Annotated in this window: 14 protein-coding genes; 6 read left to right on the top strand and 8 right to left on the bottom strand. The window is 57.4% G+C overall.

What is annotated here, in order from left to right; translation table 11 throughout:
* Positions 1 to 143: 143 nt before the first annotated feature.
* The 8 genes from ACVJGD_RS40515 to ACVJGD_RS40480 form a co-directional block, all read right to left on the bottom strand.
* Positions 144 to 2,192, bottom strand: a complete 2,049-nt coding sequence (locus ACVJGD_RS40515; protein WP_456639370.1) for a carbamoyltransferase family protein — start codon at positions 2,190 to 2,192, stop codon at positions 144 to 146.
* 458 nt (positions 2,193 to 2,650) lie between these two features.
* The gene (locus ACVJGD_RS40510; protein ID WP_456639369.1) at positions 2,651 to 3,439 is read right to left on the bottom strand and encodes an ABC transporter permease; all 789 of its coding nucleotides are present in this window, start codon (positions 3,437 to 3,439) and stop codon (positions 2,651 to 2,653) included.
* Positions 3,440 to 3,442: 3 nt separating this feature from the next.
* Positions 3,443 to 4,357, bottom strand: a complete 915-nt coding sequence (nodI, locus tag ACVJGD_RS40505; RefSeq protein WP_456639368.1) for a nodulation factor ABC transporter ATP-binding protein NodI — start codon at positions 4,355 to 4,357, stop codon at positions 3,443 to 3,445.
* A gap of 9 nt (positions 4,358 to 4,366) precedes the next feature.
* Positions 4,367 to 6,076, bottom strand: coding sequence for a nodulation protein NodU (gene nodU / locus ACVJGD_RS40500; RefSeq protein ID WP_456639367.1), 1,710 nt, complete (start codon positions 6,074 to 6,076; stop codon positions 4,367 to 4,369).
* Between the two features lie 19 nt (positions 6,077 to 6,095).
* Complete coding sequence (gene nodS / locus ACVJGD_RS40495; RefSeq protein ID WP_456640542.1) at positions 6,096 to 6,773, bottom strand: nodulation methyltransferase NodS; 678 nt, start codon at positions 6,771 to 6,773, stop codon at positions 6,096 to 6,098.
* Positions 6,748 to 8,103 (bottom strand): chitooligosaccharide synthase NodC, encoded by a 1,356-nt coding sequence (gene nodC, locus ACVJGD_RS40490; RefSeq protein ID WP_456639366.1) that lies wholly within the window; start codon positions 8,101 to 8,103, stop codon positions 6,748 to 6,750. The genes nodS and nodC overlap by 26 nt, the downstream gene beginning before the upstream one ends.
* A gap of 15 nt (positions 8,104 to 8,118) precedes the next feature.
* Entirely contained in the window at positions 8,119 to 8,778 is a 660-nt protein-coding gene (gene nodB, locus ACVJGD_RS40485) for a chitooligosaccharide deacetylase NodB (RefSeq protein ID WP_456639365.1), read from the bottom strand.
* A complete protein-coding gene (locus ACVJGD_RS40480) occupies positions 8,775 to 9,401 on the bottom strand; it encodes a NodA family N-acyltransferase (RefSeq protein WP_456640541.1) in 627 nt (208 codons plus the stop codon). Before ACVJGD_RS40480 ends, nodB begins: the two co-directional genes overlap by 4 nt.
* 895 nt (positions 9,402 to 10,296) lie before the next feature.
* Here ACVJGD_RS40480 and ACVJGD_RS40475 point away from each other — a divergent pair.
* The 6 genes from ACVJGD_RS40475 to ACVJGD_RS40450 all read left to right on the top strand — a co-directional run bounded on the left by ACVJGD_RS40475 (position 10,297) and on the right by ACVJGD_RS40450 (position 17,684).
* Entirely contained in the window at positions 10,297 to 11,241 is a 945-nt protein-coding gene (locus tag ACVJGD_RS40475; RefSeq protein WP_456639364.1) for a LysR family transcriptional regulator, read from the top strand.
* Positions 11,242 to 12,017: 776 nt separating this feature from the next.
* Complete coding sequence (locus ACVJGD_RS40470; protein ID WP_456639363.1) at positions 12,018 to 12,962, top strand: LysR family transcriptional regulator; 945 nt, start codon at positions 12,018 to 12,020, stop codon at positions 12,960 to 12,962.
* A gap of 746 nt (positions 12,963 to 13,708) precedes the next feature.
* On the top strand, positions 13,709 to 13,921 hold the full coding sequence (locus ACVJGD_RS40465; protein WP_456639362.1) for a hypothetical protein: 213 nt from the start codon (positions 13,709 to 13,711) through the stop codon (positions 13,919 to 13,921).
* 137 nt (positions 13,922 to 14,058) lie between these two features.
* On the top strand, positions 14,059 to 14,772 hold the full coding sequence (locus ACVJGD_RS40460; RefSeq protein WP_456639361.1) for a MerR family transcriptional regulator: 714 nt from the start codon (positions 14,059 to 14,061) through the stop codon (positions 14,770 to 14,772).
* Positions 14,773 to 15,234: 462 nt separating this feature from the next.
* Positions 15,235 to 16,353 carry a histidinol-phosphate transaminase gene (gene hisC / locus ACVJGD_RS40455; RefSeq protein ID WP_456639360.1) on the top strand — a complete coding sequence of 373 codons (1,119 nt, stop codon included), beginning with the start codon at positions 15,235 to 15,237 and terminating at the stop codon, positions 16,351 to 16,353.
* Between the two features lie 302 nt (positions 16,354 to 16,655).
* On the top strand, positions 16,656 to 17,684 hold the full coding sequence (locus tag ACVJGD_RS40450) for an LLM class flavin-dependent oxidoreductase (RefSeq protein WP_456639359.1): 1,029 nt from the start codon (positions 16,656 to 16,658) through the stop codon (positions 17,682 to 17,684).
* The last annotated feature ends 67 nt before the right edge of the window (positions 17,685 to 17,751 follow it).

The raw sequence follows: 17,751 nt of genomic DNA, 5'->3' as shown, positions 1-17,751 counted from the left end.
TGGTACAGGAGCATCTTGTCCTGCGGAGTTGCTCCTGCTGTGCTGCTGCGCTCGGGCTATAACGATGAGCCGGCTTATCGGGCAGGCCGGTGTCAGTGGCCTGGTGAACTGCTGTATTTCCGAGATATGCACACGGCGCATGCTCATGCGTATGCCTCGTCCAGCGTTTGATCGTAGTCGTGCGCGCGAGCAGCGTGTGAAGGATGCAGCCGAACGCGGCGCTGCTCCCACAATCCCCGCAGCTCCTTCACGAGAGCTTCACGCCTCTTCAGATCGACCGTAAATGTATCGAGGAGATCCCCAAGCACGGCTTCGCCCTCGATCCGCATCAGCAGATCGAACAAGTCATGTGAAATACGCACACCGTTATGGCTAGAGTGGCCCGTACGGATTTCGCACAGCGTCTCCTGGTGATCTTTCGCAGTGTAAGCACGGACTCGATAGAGGGATGCATACGGCGGCAACGAAACCGCAAGCGCAGTCCAATCCTCCAGTGTTGCAGAGCGCTTTTTCACGAGAAACGGCCCAACCACAAGCCCATCCAACTCTGTCGTCAGAAATGTGGCGACCGCGTCTGCGACCGAATCCACGATCGGCTCGGCATTGTTGTTAAAGGAGGTATTGAGCAGAACTGGGATGCCCGTCCGCTTCTTGAACGCATCGATAACCTCCCAATAGGCGGGATTTGCCTTTCGCGATACTGTTTGCAGCCGCGCCGTACCGTCAATGTGTGTGATCGCGCCGAGCACGCTTCGCTTGGAGTCACGGACGCGAACGACGAAGTTCATAAAGGGAAATTCGCGCGCACCATCCGGAAGATCGAAAAATTCGGGTGCATCCTCCTCCAGCACTGATGGTGCGAACGGTCGATAGCCCTCGCGCTTCTTGACCATCCCATTGATCCGGTCCTTGTATGCAGCAGGGCGAGGGTCGGCAAGAATGCTCCGGTTGCCAAGCGCACGCGGCCCGAACTCAGAACGCCCCTGCACCCAGCCGATCACGGCGCCGTCAGCCATCCAATCGGCAGCCCTTCCTGCCACGTCATCACTTCGTTCAATGTCAAGATGTCCAGCCCATGCATTCAATTCCTGCTCCACGGCGCGGTCGCTCCCGAGATCAGGACCCCAATAGACCTCCTGCAGTCGCTCACGCGGCGCCGGCCGGCCCAGCTCGTTAGACATCATGAGTGCAGCGCCTAATGCGCAACCGGCGTCGTGCGCCGCGGGTTGTACGAAGATATCTTCGAAGAGCCCTGAATACAGCAGCTTACCGTTCATGGTGCAGTTGTGGGCTACCCCTCCCGCCAGGCACAACCGCTTCATACCGGTGGCCTCGCGATGGTGCCGGACAATGTGAAACACGATCCGCTCCAGCGCTTCCTGCAATGAAGCACTCACATCCCGATGCTGCTGCGTGAATGGCATTCCCTTGCGCCGAACCTCGATGCTCCGGAGCAACGTCGGACCGATGCGATCCAGGTGGATGCGGTAGCCCCCATTTGGGGTGAGTTCATAAAACTGCTCGAAGAGTTCGCGATGGGGAGCGGGATCCCCGTACGGGGCAAGCCCCATGACCTTGTATTCATCGAACAAGCCGTAGCCGAGATATCGGATCGTCTCGAGATACAACAGACCTAGCGAATTAGTCTCTGAGAAGGTCTCAAGTTGTGTGAACTCGGTTCCAGATCCGACCGCCAAGAGGCCGGAGAGGAAATCACCACCTCCATCGATCGCGAAGATCAGGCTCTGCTCGAAACCGGACATCGCAAAAGTGCTCACCGCGTGTGCCTGATGGTGACCTACAAATGAGACGCGCGACGCATCGACCTCGGTACCGAACTCTTGAGCTAGTAACTTCCGCAGCAGCAGTTTGGCATCCAGCGGAACGGAGATGTCCGGCTGGGAAATGAACAGGCGTTCCAGCATGGCATTGCAATAGGCCTCGGTCGCGTAGAATGCGATACGATCGATGTCGCTGATCTGAACCCCCGCAGCTGCAAGGCAATATCGAATCGCGCTGCTTGGGAATTTGTTGGAATGCTTAATGCGATTGAGGCGCTCTTCTTCGACGGCCGCGATCACGCGTCCGTCCCGAACGAGCACGGCAGCGCCATCGTGCAAGAATGTTTTCGGAAGCTCAAGTGGATTTTCATAGACTTTGTCTAGCCCGCCGCTCACTCCTAGACACAACATCTTATTCTCCATTTATCGTGACACGAAGGCCCAATTGACCAAGACGCTTTCACCTGGCTGGGTTGCATGGTGGCGCGCCTGCACGAACGCCGATCAGGCGTCATCGCTTGAAACAATTTTCGTAAGGTCCATTTGAATCAGCGACATCAGATCAGCCGATCATGTGCCGGCGCGCGATAACCGGAGAGATCGGCTGATGCCATCAAGGACTTTCCGTGACAGACAGGCTGACTTCCACGCTGGGGGTGTCGTTCTTCAGCTGCGGCACGGAAGTGGCGCTCCGAGGGTGCCTGCATCGAATGGCCAGCTTGCCAATGATCACGCGCCGTGGACCGTACCGATGTCATGTTCACGATAACACGTCGTAGGTGCTGCCGCACGCTGCGCACCCTCAAGCCGCTGGGGCCGACTTTGCGGTACTGCATCGGTTATCTCCTTCGCTTGTGCGGAACACAGCGTTAGCGCATCAGGCGCCGACAAAGCAGCGCCGTAGACAGGAAGAACGGCAGGACCGCATATATGCAAAGCACGCTGATGTGCAGGGCGACGCCGTCAGCCGGCCGGCCAAGCATCGCTGGGCGGATGAGGTCGACCGAATGTGCCAGCGGCAGTAAGCCAGCTACGCTCTGGAATGCGCCGGGCAGCTGGTTCACCGGAAAGACTGCGCCGCAGAGGAACACCATGGGGGTCACGACGAGCGTCTGGTAAAACACGAAATAGTCGTAACTTGGGGCAAGCGATATGACGACCATCGCTAAGCTCGCGAAGACCAGGCCAGTGAGGGCGATTGCTGGCAACGCGTAGAGGGTGGATGGCCACGCTGCATAGCCCAGCGTGGTGGCAACAATTGCAATTGCTGTTCCGGCCAGAACGGCCTTGCTGGTTGCCCACGCCATTTCACCGAGAACGATGTCGCCCAGCGTGAGCTGTGTGCACAGGATCGCTTCCCAGGTGCGCTGAGCATGCATGCGGGCGAAAGCCGCATAGATTCCTTCAAAGGTCGCGGAGGTCATCGCGCTAGTCGCCATCATGCCAGCCGCCAGAAACGCGATGTACGAAGTGCCCTCAACCCGCCCCACAATCATTCCGAGGCCAAATCCGAGGCCGAACAGATTAGTCATGGGATCGGCAAGGTTCCCGAGAACCGATGCGAGTGCGACTTTCCGCCAGATCAGATAGTTGCGGCGCCATACCGCGACCCAGTTCCACGCATTGGCAGGCAGAGCCGCCGCATAACGTTTCCACATCGTTCAGTCCTTCATCTCCCGCCCGGTCAGTCGCAAATAGACATCCTCAAGATTCGGTGGGCGCTGCAGAAGGCGTAGACCCGTGTGCCCGCGCAGCTGTGCGCCCACCTTTTCTGGATCGGGCGCATAGCAAAAGAGCGTCTCGCCGCTCACCTCGATGCGCTGCGCGTACGGCCTGATCAGCGTACGCAGTTCATGCGGATTGCCGCCGTAAATTTCGATCACCTGGCAGCCGATCTGCTCGTCGATCAACGCGTGAGGCCTGCCTTCGACGATCTTGCGCCCTTCCTCAAGCACGCATAGCCGGTCGCACAACCGCTCGGCCTCTTCCATAAAGTGGGTGGCCAGAAGAATCGTCTTTCCGCGCGCCAACAGCTGGCGCAGCCGTTCCCAGATCAGATGGCGCGCGTGCGGATCAAGGCCGGTGGTCGGCTCGTCCATTACAAGGAGCTGCGGGTCGTTGACGAGCGCACGCGCCAGCGTCAGGCGCCGCTTCATGCCGCCGGACAGTTCGGCGACGCGCACATCCGCCTTGTTCTCGAGCCGAGTGAACTGAAGCAGTGACGGCGTGACCGCCTCGACCTCGCGTCCGCTCATGCCGAAATAGCGTCCGAAAACCAGGAGGTTCTCTCGCACTGTGAACTCGAGATCAAGGTTGTCGAATTGGGGGACCACCCCGACGCGCATGCGGGCCAAGCGAGCGTGTGCCGGCACTTGCTTGCCTAGCACTGTGATCTTGCCCGCGTCAGGCGATGTCATGCCGAGAACCATACGCGCAATCGTGCTCTTGCCTGCGCCGTTCGGTCCCAGCAGGCCAAAGCACTCTCCCTGCGCAACGGTGAACGAGAGCCCGTCGACAACGATCTTGTTGCCAAACGACTTCCTTACGCCGAAAAGGTCGATTGCTGCAGTGGACATAGGTTTATCTTAGCCTGAAGCAAGCCGTTCGGCCGGCGATCGCTCACTTACGACTGTTTTGGTCCGCAGCAGGCCGTCGCACCATATGTGTTCAACGCGTCCCCACTGGCAGGCCGCTGCGGCGTTCGGAAAAAACCCACGTCCATGGTGGTTGGCACTTGTATTGCAAAGCAGCGGAATGCCCGTGAGTTTTTCATATTCGACGAGGAGCTCGGCGATTTTGTGCTGAGAGCTTCTGGGAATGGTTTGCAATCGCGCAGATCCGTCGAGATGTACAACAGCAGGAATCTTGTCCCGCCATTCTGCCCGGGTCTGGTGATCGAAAAGCATGTAGGGATCCGGCGTTCCAGGACTGAAAATATCGGGCGCACGATCCTCCAGGCATATCGGCGCGACTGGCCGAAAGTGTTCGCGAAGTTTGATCTCGTTGAGATGATCCTTCATTCCCGCCGATGTCGCGGCTGCCAGAATGCTTCTGCCGCCCAACGCCCGTGGTCCAAGCTCGGCGCGGCCGGCGAGGAAAACCACAGGCTTGTTGCTCGCGAGGATGGCAGCAAGCTCACGCATGCTGCACGGCGCAGCGTCCCATTCGGACGACACATCGCTGCCCATCAACGCCGGGCCACTGTAGACCGACCATTCCAGCGGCACAAAGCCTTTGTCCGCCGCCATTGCGGCGCAAGCGGCACCGATTGCCGAGCCGCTGTCATTCGGAAAGGGCGGGACCCAGACAGCATCAAACAGGCCGGTAGCACGTAGTGCACTGTTCCATTTGATATTGAGACCGCAGCCACCGACTATACACAAATTGCGCGGTCCCGAAAAACACGAATGGCGCTGCAAAGCAATGGCCATTTCCCGGATGAGTAGACGCTCGAGAAACAAATGAAACGATGCAAGTACATCTTCGGCTCGCTCGGCCTTCAATCGGCGCGCGCTCGCGTCGAAGAAGTCATGCATAGCCGCAAGTGACGACTCCGCGCTATTGATGTCCGCGCGGTAACGACGAGCCTGCTCTGTGTCGGCCGCAAAGCGCTGCTCGTAGAGCTCCTGAAACACCGCCACGATCTCTTCGTCAGCAGACCCCAGCGCGATGTAGGCCATCAGCTTGCCGGCAATACCGAGGTCCCAGCTGACGCGGTTCGCCTGCCTGTAAGGTCCGAAGTGTTGGCCAGCGACAGCATAGGCATGCCCTATTATCGGAAACAGGCATTCGATGAACCGAGCGCCCCGGCGTTCTACATAGTAGAGGCGCGGAAAGATGCAGCCGTCCCATACCAGGCAGAAGGCGGGTTGTCCGTCTTTGGCAAAGGGACTGGTGCAGTATGCGGCGGCCACATGGCCTGTGACGTGCGGATAGCTTCTATAAGAGAAGTCCCTGCTGCCGAGCATCAGGCCAGATCCGTCGTGCGACGTGAGAACACCCTCGGCATGGCGTTCAACGTACGGCGCGCCTTTGAGCGTGATAGTTGCCGGCCCACCAAGAACCTGGAATTGCGACTCGACCTCCCCGTCCCAACCGTCGATGACGAACTGATCAACATCCCGCGGATCCAGACCGTGCTCCGCCAAAGCGACAGCAATGGCCTCAAGATTGTCGATGGCTTGATACCGTAGATTATTGTCCCGTTTCTCCTGCTCGACACAAAAGACCAGCCGCCCGTCCTCTACAAGAGCGATCGCCCCGTCATGCGTCAGCTTGATGCCGCAGATGCGCATAGAGTCTCCATCTCAAAGGTCAGCAATTTGTTTGACTTGAAGATCGAATCGGATTGCGAAAGCACACGAGCAAACAGTCCTCGTCAGCCGATTCACCCCGGCACTGTACGCGCTCGACCTCGACCAACATTTCGTTCAACATAGCGATGCCCGTCTCAGCACCAGCAGGGTGCCCCCAACGCCTGCAAAGCGCATCACGCGCGGATCCGAACAGCAGATGTCCACCTGGCGCAAGCATCCTCACCAAATTCCGGATGGCTGCGCGCATCTCAGTCACGTCTTTAAGGAAATAGAGAACTTCCGCCACCACGATCAGGTTGAACAGCTCCGCGGTCGAAAACTCTTGAATGTCGGAGGCCATCCACGTGATGTGCGACCACCGTTTCGTCCGTTGGCCCGCGCGACCAATCGCCCGCGGCATGACGTCGATCACTGTGATCCGTTGACAGTGAGGCGCTAGCTTTTCCGTGAATGCGCCGGCCGCGCACCCGACCTCAAGGGCATTTGTAATCACCCCTTGAGAAAGCGACAGACGGAGCATTTGCGTGTGACGCTCGCGCTCGAACGGATTACCGTCGAGCCGCCACGGATCTTCGCTAGCCAATTCCCGCTCTAACAGTTGATATTTCTTATCCAGGCTCACGACTTGTCCACCTACGGAATGTGCACGATCACTCGCCGCTGCAAATGCTGTCAGACGTCACCAGTCTCGAAGAACCGCTCGAAAGATCCGACTTGCGAATTGACCCCGCAACTAACGCCCCTCCTGTAGCGTTTGGTCCGGGGATCGGGTTTCGGATGACGACGTGCTTTTCACCTTCGTTTGGTAGGTTCGCAGCCTTACGCGACAGCCAATCGCTATTGCTCAATGTACACAATGCGTAGGCTTTCACGGGGAGTAAGAGAAAGATGTTGATGAGTGTATGCAGAGAAAAGCCTAGAAATCGAAATTGGCGAGCACGAAAAGCTGCCACACTGCAACGAACCATGGTCATTAATGCGATTATCAGCCCAGTCCACCACGGCACTGTGGTTGTGAGTGCGAGCTCGGCAAGCGCCGTTAACGATGACAGGGCGAGAAGCAGCGGACCGAGATTCTGTCCGACTACGTCGAGCGTGAGATAGCGATCAAGTCCGGGCAACAGGCGCAGCGCAAGCAACGTGTCCCGGAAAGTGCTCCTTGCCCAACGAAGTTGTTGGCGCAGATACGGCCCTAGCCTATCCGGAACAACTGTTGCCGCGATAGCGTCGGGAACGTACTCGGTTCGAAACCCTGCTTTCAACATCAGGATCGTGAGATGACGATCCTCACCGAAGTCGCTTGGCTTTCCCCGAAAAAATTGCGTTTCATACTGATCGAGCAGCAACAGGAGCGCGGAGCGGCGGTACATCGCACATGGGCCGCAGCAGCACATAACGGCGCCGAAGCGGGCCTGTGCGGCGCGCTCTTCGTTGCAAGCCAACCAGTACTCCATGTCGATCAGCCGGGTTAGCCACGTGTCGCTCCGGTTGCTCGCCGTCAATTGACCCATGGCCGCACCGGTCCCTGGGTCGTGCATCTTCAATGCAAGTTTTGTGACCACGTCGGCGGCGATTATCGTGTCCGAATCGACGTTGAGCACCAAATCTCCAGATGATTGGCGTATCGCGGCGATCTGTGCCTTCCGCTTTCCAACGTTCTGCCGGAGCAGAATGAAGCTGAACCTCGAGTCGTCCGCGTAGGCGTCGTGGACGGGTGCCACAGCGTCGAGATTTCCAGAACCGTCATCAACTACATAGACCTGCAGTTTTCCGGCGTAGTCTTGGCTTGCAATGGATTCGAGGCACGCCGACAGCGTGCGCGGATCCTCGTTGAAGCAAGGGACGATGACGTCCACGCTCGGCGGGGCGTCGGATTCGACCACGTGACCCGACGGCAATGACACGTTTGTCGGCAGAGCATAAAGCACCTGCACGCTTCTATAGACAGTCGAGAGCAGCGCATAACACGAGATAGCGACAGTGCTGGTTGTGGCAAGCAGGCTCATAGGATGTCGGTTTGCTCAGTGAGGTTGAGGAAGCGAGCGGATTGAAAACCCGCGGTCATGCAACGCTGGAATCAGGATCGAAAGCGCCAAGACCGTCTGATCGCGCAGAGCAGCATGAGTGCCCAGTCCTAACTCGTCGGGAGGAGATCCGTCGTGCAAGAGCACAATTGCGCCTGGCCGGACAGAGCCCAGCACTGCGTTGACAATCGCGTCGACGCCGGGCTGAGACCAGTCTCGCGAGTCTACCGACCAGTGGACGGCGACCAGCCCAGCCCTTGCTGACGTAGTGATCACCTCTTCGGTCCACATGCCATAGGGTGCACGCATATGCCGCAGCAAGGCCTGGGGGCAGGCCAGCCTGATGACCCTGTTTGCCGTGGCCACTTCATGCTGCACTTCGGCGGGTTCGCATCTGGACAGGTCCGGATGAGTCATCGTGTGGTTTGCGACCTCATGCCCTTCTGCAATCATTCGCCGGATTAGCTTCGGATGGTCCGCCGCGTACGCGCCGATGACGAAGAACGTCGCCGGCACCCGGTGTTCTGCCAGCACATCGAGGACATCCGGGGTGCAAAGGGGATTAGGACCATCGTCAAAGGTCAAATAGACGCTGCGACTTCCGGCGGGGTCAGCGTACTCGTTACGCACCGCGGATAAGAAATCGAGATGTCTCACAGCTCTGGCCCGTTCCGATCAATTACCGTCCCGGTCGGCCACTCGCTTATCGGCCGTCCAATCGGTAAAACCAAGATGAGTACATCCTCGACGCGCGCGGGCGGCAGGTTGAGATACACATCTGGAAGGGTGGACCGTACGCGAACCCCTGAGATAAGGCTCGCCAGCCCCTGCCGGCCGAGTAACCTGGTAAGATGTTTCTTCAGCGCATGCCGAACCGTACCGAAGCCGAATGGAACGCCAAGCTGCTGCAGGACTGGATACATCACTCGCATTGAGTGACTGATTCCAATTCCCTCAAGATCCGGACGTACCCCGTACAGGCCTAGCTCGGCGACGAGTAGATCGACCCCGCCAACCTTGATGAAGCGGCGCAGCATACCGACATGAGCCGCTACGCCGCGCGCGTCGTACCCAATCACACGCGCCTCAGGTCTTGCACCGGCCCAACTTCGATTGGCTTCGAATGGCTTTGCATTAAACGCCCCGGTCGGTCCGTAGGTCTTTCGGAAGAAATCAGACAACTCGACGTGGTCAGCGAGTCGCAGCTCGTTTTCCCAAGCCAGCCTCCACCGCACCCGCGGGCGCAGGGAGACACCTCCAGTAGATCCAGACACGATCATGTTCACGGCTGCCCCCTATGCACCGTTTGGTATTTGAGATTCGATTTGATGGACGCGAGGCGTTCGCTATCGCTGAATGGCTTGCTCAGATGATACGACACGCCTACTTGTATTGCGCGCAGCCAGTGGTCGTCGGCAAAACGTGCCGTGAGCAGACCGGATAAAATGGTCTTTCCCGATACGACCAGATGCTGGTGTAGGCAGCGCCTGGTCCCTCCGGCCAACTGTATGTCCGCGGTCGAGAAGGACGCGCTGGCAAGCTTGCCGGATTTGCAAGTGATCTGCACTCTGCAACGGTTCTGGGATGAAAGCTGCCGAACAGAGCATGTCCGTCAAAGCTTCGCGAACCGATGGATCGGTATCCAAGGCGGAGACTACGTCGAGTGTGTTTTCGATCCGCATCAGATTCATCAACGACTCCCCCTACTTCTTCCGCACGATGTGACTGCGACGCACGTCGACTTGATTTGGCCAGGTCGCAGAGGAATTTGGCACCTGCAACAGGCGGCTCTTCATGCGTCGCGAAGCTAAGGCAAAGTCGAGCGTCGGTTCAATTCTACAGGGGTAGGCGGCCGATATCGAAAGGGTTGGTAACACCAAACCAAGGTTTATCGGTAGCATGAGCGTGCGCGAGCCGTGCGAGGCTTGCCGCGTCGACCCGGCGCGATCCACCTTGAGCAATCCGCTGAAAGATGTAGCTGCAATGCCCATGCGCCTCGGTCGATGCTCGGTGTACAGCTGAGAACTTTTTTCGGCGCCAGGGCAATCGGTAGCCATCCTGGGTATGTCCGAATTCCATCTTTTTAAACCCACGTATTGCTATCCCGCATTCCTCACAATTGGTAAAATCGATTGTTTCGATAGAACACATCCACACGATGGATAACTCCACATCATGCGTTTCAAAGGCCTTGATCTAAATCTACTCGTCGCGCTCGATGCTCTGATGACCGAGCGTAACCTCACCGCAGCCGCACGCAGCGTCAACCTGAGTCAGCCGGCCATGAGCGCGGCTGTTGCCCGGCTACGCGCCTACTTCCGCGATGAGCTATTTACGATGAGGGGTCGGGAGCTTGTCCCGACGCCGCGCGCGGAACGCCTCGCCTCCCCGATTCGCGAGGCTCTGGTTCACATCCAGCTCTCCATCATTTCCCGGGACATGTTCAACCCTGCCAAATCGGATCGTCGCTTCCGGATTCTCCTTTCCGATTTCATGACAATCGTATTTTTTCGAAAGATCGTGGATCGTGTCGCGCAGGAAGCTCCGGCTATCCGCTTCGAGTTTCTGCCATTTGTTGATGAGCCCGATGAGCTTCTTCGGCGCGGCGAAGTCGATTTTCTTGTCTTACCGGACTTGTTCATGTCGAGCGAGCATCCTAAAGCGACACTGTTCGAGGAGACGCTCGTGTGCGTGGGCTGCCGCACGAATAAGCATTTGTCAGAGCAGCTTACATTCGAGAGATACATGTCAATGGGGCACGTTGCGGCCAAGTTTGGGCGGACGCTGAGGCCCAATATCGAGGAATGGTTTCTGCTTGAGCACGGTCTAAAGCGGCGCGTCGAAATCGTTGTGCAGGGCTTCAGCATGATCCCGTCTATGCTATCGGGCACCGAGCGTATAGCGACGATGCCCTCAAGGCTGGCTCGGCACCTCGCGAAGACGACGCCCCTGCAGATCGTCGAACCTCCGCTCCCTCTTCCTGCATTCACCGAAGCCATCCAATGGCCCGCCGTTCACAATACCGATCCGGCGAGCATTTGGATGCGGCGGATACTATTGCAGGAGGGCTCCCGCATGGCATCTCCGCGTGGCGCCACCCGAAGTCGGAGGCGCTGCTAGTCGAGACGTCTTCACCACCTGCTCTCCACGAGACTCACATAAACTCTTGATCCTTCAAGAGCGCCTGGCTCCGCGAGCAGATCTGCTCGCCTCTCGTGTCTCGGCCAGATGCTCTGTAGTGGACCCGTATGCCATTTTCTACATACAGATCTGCAATTCGATGTCAGCCGCAGCGAGCTCGAATTGGCATGCTTTGCTGCCGTTTGATCAACTAGCAATTCAACCTTGTATCTCGCCTGCGGACACGGATCTTGGGCTGGCCGCGCAAGATACATCCGGCACCAGCCAGACCGCGCAGCGGACTGCGCTTGTGCATTGCGCGGACTGCATTTGCCTCTGTCCGCGCGACGCGGCGCACAGATGCTGCGAGAGGATGCATCTCGCGGACTCGCGCTAAAATTCAACCCAAGCTAATGAAATCTCTTGAATCGCACATTGCGTCAGGTTGTAGGTTCGCAACCATGACCACGCGACGCCAACGTCAATAGCGCATCTGCGACGCTGTTGGCGTAACGGTGCGCAGTAGCGCCCGATTGGCAACGCGGTTATCAGTGAGCGATTGCTGGAGCGTGCCAAAGGCCTACTTCAAAACCGCGTCGACGTCTGCGCCCGATCGGTCGCACACTCCTTTGCGTCGGCCAGCATCTTTGCGACCGAGTACGAGAGCCTTGTTCGCGTAAGTAAGGAGGCGACTCCGACGGGAGAGTGAGACCGTCGCGGAGCTAACCTTTGATGCTCAATGTATACGCAAAGGCTTTCGACGGGAGTAAGAAGACATGCGTTTCAAGGGCCTTGATCTAAATCTCCTTGTTGCGCTCGACGCTCTGATGACGGAGCGGAACCTCACCGCGGCGGCACGCAGCATCAACCTGAGCCAGCCGGCCATGAGCGCGGCCGTCGCCCGACTGCGCGCCTACTTCCACGATGAGCTATTTACGATGAGAGGCCGGGAACTTGTTCCAACACCGCGCGCGGAAGGGCTCGCCCCCCCAATTCGCGAGAGCCTACTACACATCCAGCTCTCCATCATTTCCCAGGACTCATTCAACCCGGCCCAATCGAATCGCCGCTTCCGGATCATCCTTTCCGATTTCATGACGGTTGTCTTTTTTCGACGAATCGTGGAACGCATCGCACGAGAAGCTCCCACGGTCCGCTTCGAGTTGCTGCCACTCGCCGATGAGCCCGATGAACTTCTCCGCCGCGGTGAAGTCGATTTCCTTATCCTTCCGGACTTGTTCATGTCGAGCGCGCATCCTAAAGCGATACTGTTCGAGGAGAGATTCGTATGCGTCGGATGCCCCGCGAACAGGCAGCTATCGCAGCAGCTCACGTTCGAGAGATACCTGTCGATGGGGCACGTTGCGGTCAAGTCTCGATGTACGCGAAAGCCCTCCATCGAGGAATGGTTCTTACTCGAGCACGGTCTCAAGCGACGCGTTGAGGTCGTCGTACAGGGTTTTAGCATGATCCCGCCTCTACTATTGGACACTGGCCGTATAGGGACGATGCCCTTAAGGCTGGTTAAGCATTTCGAACAAACGACGCCCCTGCGGATCGTCGAACTTCCGCGGTCACTTCCCGCATTTACCGAAGCGGTCCAGTGGCCCGCCTTCCACAATAGTGATCCGGCAAGCATCTGGATGCGGGAGATATTATTGCAAGAGGCGTCCCGCATGGCCCCTCCGCGTGAGACCACGCAAAGGTCCAAACGATCTTAGAATCCATTCAAAGAACCTCAGCACCGGCACTTCGCATCGATCCGGATACGCCCCGGATCCTTCGAAATGGCGCTCATCCAAGTCATCGCGGATTCGTAAGGCGTGCCACAAGTCGGACGTGCACGTTCGCCCTCTCATCAAGGACAGCGGCGAGGCACAACAGGACCAGCGAATGGCCCGGCTGCGCTCAGTGCACTGGTATTATTTCGGAGGGCGTTGCCCGTTTGACTGAATATGTGTAGCAGGAAAGAGAACGCGAGCATGTCGGACACTGCCCTCGCTGCCCGATCGCCTACCCCTTCGCCATGTCTTATCTACCGTGGTCCGACAAATGTAGAAACGCAATCCAGGAGCAGCTACCGCTTTCCGATAGACTAAATAGAATCACTGGAAACCTGTTATTTCGCATTCCTCGCTCAGCGTTGCTGCTGATCGGCATTCGTGACCGGCATCCCTCCCGGCCACGTCTCGGAGTCAGCGTGGTGCTCAGTATGTGCCGAAACCGTGTTGGGCTCGGCACCCTATCAGACTGCACATCGACGCCCACGTTGCTCAGAGAAAGTTGGTCCGATATCGCCCGCGTGGCCTGGGGCAAGACAAATCGTGGCTGTGTTGTACAAGGGCATCAGTTGCACTTGCACCGCATCCTCGTCGCTTCGCGCCGCCAGTCTGACTCCTTTTGGCCCTACCGCAGCCAAACACCTTGGCCACGTGCGCCTATAGCGCAACCATAAACGAGGAAGCGAATGTTGCAGCAATGCAGTGGTGTCTACGATTCGGAAGACCTCTCGGTGTTGGGAAAGATGTTTGATGAAGCAATCGCCGCGTTACCACCATCCATGCGAAGTCCTGAAAACCGAACGGCAATTGCTAAGCTTGTTCTGGAACGGGCAGCTGGGGGCGAGGCCGAGTTGGCGTCCCTGATCAATTTGATGGACGCCATTGCCTCTGCCGCTTGACGAAGCGGCGCTCTGAGGAGAGCCACCTTGCTGGAAGAGCCATCTTCCTCGCTCCAGAATCAAAGAAGATTCAGCTAGATCATTGAAATAGCTTGAATCTTACCCGACGTCAGGTTGTAGGCTTGCAATTGGGACACATGATCAAACCTACACCACGAAGGCGTCGATGGCGCATTGGCGAACTTGCAGAGGCGACCGGTGTAACGGTACGCACTCTGCATCACTACGAGCATACGGGTTTACTGATTGCGTCTGAGCGCACGGACGGCGGTCACCGAATATATGACGGCGAAAGCCTCAATCGAGTCTATCAAATCCGAGCGCTACGTGAGCTTGGCTTCTCCCTTCACGATATCCGCAGAGCGATTGAGGGCAGAACTTCGCTGACTGACCTATTGCGGAGTCATTTGGAGCGGATTGAACTTCAAGTTGCGCGTACGACGCTGTTACGAGATCGTCTGCGCAACATGACGACGCACGGTGAAGTGCAAGTCAGCGTGGACGAGCTGCCGGCCACTTTAGATGCAATGTCGCGAGTTGAGAGACCCGCCCAGGTGCTACCATGCACATGCGTTCTAAGCGCAGATCGGGAGGAGCGGTGGCGGACGATTCGCGACGAGCTGCGCGATTGTGTGGATCGGGGCGAGCCTCCTTACAGCGAACGGGCAAATGCTGTTGCGCGTCAAGCGCTTTCGCTTATTACTGAAATCGCTGGTGTTGATCCGACCGTTTCAACGATGTTGAAGGTTCTTGCGCGATTGAGCGCGCCACGCAATCTGGCTGGCTGGGATCGCAGCCTAATGCAGTATCTAGACCTCGCACTTGCCGCCTTGCAGGATGAGTCACGCTGAAGCTTCCGTGGATACTGCGTGCACCGCTGGCGCTGATCTTCATCCAGATGAGAATGAATGCGACTCTCAGCGCCAGCTAACCGCAGCAGTGCTTCGCACCTGATGGCTTGAGGAATCGCAGTTCTCTTCCTGTTCTTGTATCACCGCTACTTCTTCGAGCCAAGATTTTGGACACATTCGCGGGACGTGCCCTTCGAGGGGCTTGAATCGTACGTAGCGTCAAATTGTACGATCCGACTCGGTAGCCACAGTCTCCGGCATCACGACCCGGGGGCAACTGTGGATCGCCGGATCGCTCGGCCAGCTGCGCCTTGTAGGCCACCTCCAAGCATTCACGGCTTGCGCTATTTCATAACTAAGCGACGCCTTCGCATGGTCAGGAACGGCAGAACCAGTTGCCCGCCTAACGGGCTCGCACGGTGAGAACTGCAACTACCTTTGGCGGATCAAAGGGAGGAAACTATGTCGGATACAAAATTGCGAAGTGTGCTCTCTTCTCTCTCTCCGGTCGCGGGTCAATTGGATGCTCTGCCGGCCGGCCGGCCAGCTCCGGACGCGAGTTACGTGAAGCTAAACACGAATGAGAATCCATTTCCGTTGCCAGCCATCGTAATGCAAGGCGCAGTTGCTGCGCTTGAGCGGCAGCACCTCTATCCAGAAGATGACAACCTCAGCTTGAGGGAAGCGGCTGCCAATGCTTACGGCGTTGCGACGGATCATGTGATCGCCGGCAATGGATCGTCTGAACTTCTCGGGCTGATCTACAGAGCCTTCCTTGCCCCGGGCGACAGGGTGGCAATGATGTCGCCAGGCTTCTCATTCAACCGCAAACTTGCCATGTTGCAGGGCGCCCACTTTATTGAAATCGGATCTCAAGACCCTCAGTCCTTGCCAATTGAACAACTGGTCTTCGGTCCGGCAAAAGATGCCAAGTTCATTCTGTTAGCTAATCCGAACAATCCGACCGGAACCTTCGTTCCTGTCGCCGAGATCGAATGCCTCCTGGCAGAATCGGACCGCTTAATCGTTCTGGATGAGGCATATGTCGACTTTGCACCCGACAACGGCCTACGTCTCGTCAGTCGCTATTCGAATCTCCTGATCCTAAGAACACTTTCGAAAAGCTACGCTGCAGCTGGTCTTCGCATAGGCTTCGGGTTCGGCCATCCCGAGCTTATTGGGAGGCTTCGAAATATCCAGAACGTCTTCAACATGAATGTGATCGGCCACGCGGTTGGCATCAGCGTTCTTGCGCATCGCGACGCTTACGAAGAGAACCATAGACACATCAGGCACGAAAGACAGCGAGTTGCGACCGCACTGACGCAACTTGGTTTTTCTGTAACGCCCTCCCAGACCAACTTTCTGCTAGCGCGTGTGCCGGCGGGACAAGATGGAAGATGGTGGCAGGCCGCCTTGGAAGAGCAAAAGATGCTTGTTGCCTGCTTTCCCGATAAAGGTCTTGAAAGCTGCATCCGCGTCAGCATCGGCACAACAACCCAAATGGATGCGTTTCTCGCGGCGGTCACTGACATATCTGAAAAATCAGACGCACGAAGACGGCTCGCTGCGCAGCGTTAGTGTCTGCTTTTGCGCAATTCTGGCGATCGTACAGAGAAAGATGAGAGCGGCTGGTGTCAACGGCAAAGATCTGTTGTGCTGGCGAGCAGTGACAACGGATCGATCTCCTTCTTGCCAACACAAGGTGTCGGCGTCGAAGCGGAGACACTCACCTCGCGATCAGTAGCATCGTGAACGTGCGAAGAACACAACAGAGGAGAACCAATGTTCGGCCATACAAAACATATTCGCGTTCATGACCGCCCGGGCGGCGGGACACGAGCGGACCTCTCGCCTTCACACTTGCACTTGGAGACACTCGAGTGAAAGATGTCTTTCCTTCGAAACTAACCTGCGGAATCTTCGATCACCTGGACGAGGACGGCAGGGATATCGGGCGACAATACGCCGATCGCCTTATGCTGGCCGAGGCATACGATCGCCTTGGCTTCTATGCATATCATCTGGCAGAGCACCACTGTACGCCGCATGGGAGAGGACCATCGCCGAACTTATTCTTGTCGAGCGTCGTGCAGCGCACCCGGCAACTTCGTGTTGGCCCATTGGTGATGCTGCTTAACCTCTATCATCCGCTGCGCGCGTTCGAGGAGATCTGTATGCTCGACCATTTGAGCGGCGGTCGGCTCGAACTTGGCATCGGGCGCGGCTCTCTTCCGATCGAATGGGGTTACTTTGGGATTACTGCGGACGTGGCGTCAGGCCGTTTCGAGGAGGCGAGCGAGATCCTTACGAGGGCGCTGAAAGGCGGCACGCTATCCCACCAAGGCCACCATTTTGAGCTAAACGGCGTCCCGTTGACGCTAGCACCTCATCAGCGCCCATATCCGCCGACATGGATTGCCACCAATCGCCCCGAGTCCGCGTGTTGGGCAGCGGCTAATGGCGCAAATCTTGCGTCCGTAGGCCCTTCCGCGGCTGTCCGCAAAGTTACGGACGCCTTCCGCGCACATCGAAAGCCCAACCCTGACGTCGACGACCAAGCGCCATTTCTTGGATTGGTCCGCATGGTCGTGATCGCACATTCTGATACGGATGCCTATTCGCTCGCGGCACCTGCTTACGAACGATGGCTCCAAAGCTTCAAATTCCTTTACGAGCTCAATGCCATTCCAACTCCACCAACCCTCCCGCTGACGTTTGATGCAGCGATCGAGAGTGAACTGTGTGTGGTCGGAACTCCAGCTTCTGCGCGACGAATTCTTCTTAATCAGCTGGAAGAGGCGGGTGCGAACTATCTTCTTTGTCAACTCGCCTTTGGTAATCTGCCAGTAGATGCCTCCCTATATACCGCGGCCGCAATCCAATCCGAAATCATGGCTGGATTTGGCTGACACTGGTTCGACTTGTCGACTTGGGAGGTCCATCGCTGTGGCAGCGCTCCCTGACCTTCTCCTTACA

It is taken from the genome of Bradyrhizobium sp. USDA 10063, assembly GCF_054063735.1.
This window is presented reverse-complemented; position numbering and strand designations above follow the sequence as displayed.

Excerpts from the sequence above, each read along its gene's own strand:
- nodC (WP_456639366.1), bottom strand. The coding sequence starts at position 8,103 with ATGAGCCTGCTTGCCACAACCAGCACTGTCGCTATCTCGTGTTATGCG.
- nodU (WP_456639367.1), bottom strand. The coding sequence starts at position 6,076 with ATGCGCATCTGCGGCATCAAGCTGACGCATGACGGGGCGATCGCTCTT.
- ACVJGD_RS40475 (WP_456639364.1), top strand. The coding sequence starts at position 10,297 with ATGCGTTTCAAAGGCCTTGATCTAAATCTACTCGTCGCGCTCGATGCT.
- ACVJGD_RS40465 (WP_456639362.1), top strand. The coding sequence starts at position 13,709 with ATGTTGCAGCAATGCAGTGGTGTCTACGATTCGGAAGACCTCTCGGTG.
- ACVJGD_RS40515 (WP_456639370.1), bottom strand. The coding sequence starts at position 2,192 with ATGTTGTGTCTAGGAGTGAGCGGCGGGCTAGACAAAGTCTATGAAAAT.
- ACVJGD_RS40470 (WP_456639363.1), top strand. The coding sequence starts at position 12,018 with ATGCGTTTCAAGGGCCTTGATCTAAATCTCCTTGTTGCGCTCGACGCT.
- ACVJGD_RS40510 (WP_456639369.1), bottom strand. The coding sequence starts at position 3,439 with ATGTGGAAACGTTATGCGGCGGCTCTGCCTGCCAATGCGTGGAACTGG.
- hisC (WP_456639360.1), top strand. The coding sequence starts at position 15,235 with ATGTCGGATACAAAATTGCGAAGTGTGCTCTCTTCTCTCTCTCCGGTC.
- ACVJGD_RS40480 (WP_456640541.1), bottom strand. The coding sequence starts at position 9,401 with ATGATCGTGTCTGGATCTACTGGAGGTGTCTCCCTGCGCCCGCGGGTG.
- ACVJGD_RS40460 (WP_456639361.1), top strand. The coding sequence starts at position 14,059 with ATGATCAAACCTACACCACGAAGGCGTCGATGGCGCATTGGCGAACTT.
- nodI (WP_456639368.1), bottom strand. The coding sequence starts at position 4,357 with ATGTCCACTGCAGCAATCGACCTTTTCGGCGTAAGGAAGTCGTTTGGC.